Annotated in this window: 3 protein-coding genes; all 3 read right to left on the reverse strand. The window is 63.4% G+C overall.

All coding sequences use genetic code 11. The features are described from left to right. Positions 1-101: 101 nt before the first annotated feature. From KNN17_RS22205 to KNN17_RS22215, 3 genes are read right to left on the reverse strand one after another with little or no spacing between them, the layout of a single operon-like run. Positions 102-695, reverse strand: coding sequence for a dihydrofolate reductase family protein (locus KNN17_RS22205; RefSeq protein ID WP_241711075.1), 594 nt, complete (start codon positions 693-695; stop codon positions 102-104). 38 nt (positions 696-733) lie between these two features. Next, positions 734-1267, reverse strand: a complete 534-nt coding sequence (locus KNN17_RS22210) for a DUF6036 family nucleotidyltransferase (protein WP_241711076.1) — start codon at positions 1265-1267, stop codon at positions 734-736. 31 nt (positions 1268-1298) lie between these two features. Further along, a complete protein-coding gene (locus tag KNN17_RS22215; protein ID WP_241711077.1) occupies positions 1299-1664 on the reverse strand; it encodes an iron chaperone in 366 nt (121 codons plus the stop codon). Between the last annotated feature and the right edge of the window lie 132 nt (positions 1665-1796).

Below are 1796 nucleotides of genomic sequence, written 5' to 3' on the forward strand. Positions count from 1 at the left end.
CGTCACGCTGCGCGACTTTTTGGATTCCTTTGGGTTTGACAACCGCGGAATTCCGCGGCTTGGCTCGTGGCACGGACTCAAAAAGCTGCCCTGCGTGACGCCTACTCCTTGAGGACCGGATAGCTCAAGTGGGTGACGCCAACGCCCTCGACGACGGTCGGGTTGCCCAAAGTGAGCGGCACGTTCTCAACGCGATCGAACATCCGGATACCGGATCCGAGCAGCAGCGGAACCAGGTCGATGCGGATCTCGTCGAGCAGACCGGCATCGAGGCACTGCCGAATGGTGTCCGGCCCGTGCATGCCGACGATCTTGTCGCCAGCGGCCGCCTTTGCCTGCCCGACAGCGCTTTCCAGCCCGTCGGTGACGAAATGCACCGCGGTGTCGGAACGGGGCCACCCCTCGGGCATCTGATGAGTCACGACGTACGCGGGCACGCCGAACGGGTGCTGGCCGCCCCAGGCGTCGGCCCGGTCGGAGGTGCGTCTCCCGGTGAGCATCGCACCCACCTCACCCATCAAGGTCCGTAGGTGTTGGGCACTCGCTTCGGAAACATGGAATGTGAAGCCCGGGTTGAAGGTAGGGACGTCGACGTCGCCTGCGAAGTACCAGTCGAAGACCTCGTCGACGCCGTCCTCAAGGTCCGCCACGTAGCCGTCGAGGGACATCGACATGAACGCCACTACCTTGGTCATTAGCTTGCTCCTTCGGGTTGGGACGGGTTTGGGCAGGGTCAGACGGACATGGCCCAGGACAGGGCCGCATCGCGGCGAGGCTCGGATGGGTCGATCAGCCTGATTCTGTCCACGAGCCGGACGCGGTCGACGAGGGATGACTCGATAAGTGCCAGAACGAACGCGTGGTCTTTGGGGCGTGCCGCAATGAGCTTCGCCGCGCAGAGATCGTAGGGATCCAGGCAAAGCCCGGTGCTGTTCCGGGTCTGCTCATTGCGCACACCGACAAGGCGGTACTCCCAGTCCTCCGGGAGCACGGCAGTCTCCCTTTCGGCAGCCTGGACGTAGAACCCGAACTCCTTGTGGAAGGGTGACCACTCACCAAGGGCGGAGTCGATGCTGTCCGCAAGCGTGCCGGCGTCGTCGTCGGAAAACGGGGCGATGTCGACGGCATCCGACATGGTGATCGACGGAGGCAACTGGTCCTCCGTGAACGATCCCAGAATTGACTGGCTGCCGATCACGATCACCCGGTCGCCGTGGATGATATCCGTGGCGGCCCGGATGGCGTGCTCAAGCTCATCGCGGCGCATGGCTGTACCGTACCCCCGCGCTGCCTGGTTGTCAGTAGCCGTTCCGTTGCCGCCCGCGCTCAGCCAGCAGGGTCGCCACTTTTTCGATGAGCTCATACGGCATCGGCTTGCCCAAGGGGAATTTCAAGGTGCCTTTCGCCGCCCGGAAAGGGGCGATTTCGCGCTTGAAGTCCTCGCCGCCGTCGGGCACTGGATAGACGGAAATATGGTGCTTCCACGCCGCGAAGTACACCACGTAATGGCCGTCGAGCGTGATGGTGGGGATACCGTAACTGATCCTGTCCTCCGCTCCAGGCACTGCTGCCAAGGCCCGTCGCCGGATCTCCTGAAGGATGGTTTGCACCTCGTCAGGGCGCGACGCGATGTATTCGTCCACCGTGTCAAAGTGCTCCACCATGTGCTTCCCCTGATCCGTTTCGTGTCCCGCCGGTTCTGGACCAAGCTTGCACTACCCCGCGCCGCCCTGCCAGAGGGCATCGAAGCGAGGCCACTCCGACGCTCGCTCACCTATGTGGGGTTTTGGCGGGAT

Source organism: Arthrobacter bambusae (assembly GCF_022606295.1).
GTDB lineage: Bacteria > Actinomycetota > Actinomycetes > Actinomycetales > Micrococcaceae > Arthrobacter > Arthrobacter bambusae_A.

Bases quoted from the DNA above. Each gene is read 5' to 3' on its own strand.
- KNN17_RS22205 (WP_241711075.1), bottom strand. From the start codon at position 695: ATGACCAAGGTAGTGGCGTTCATGTCGATGTCCCTCGACGGCTACGTG.
- KNN17_RS22210 (WP_241711076.1), bottom strand. From the start codon at position 1,267: ATGCGCCGCGATGAGCTTGAGCACGCCATCCGGGCCGCCACGGATATC.
- KNN17_RS22215 (WP_241711077.1), bottom strand. From the start codon at position 1,664: ATGGTGGAGCACTTTGACACGGTGGACGAATACATCGCGTCGCGCCCT.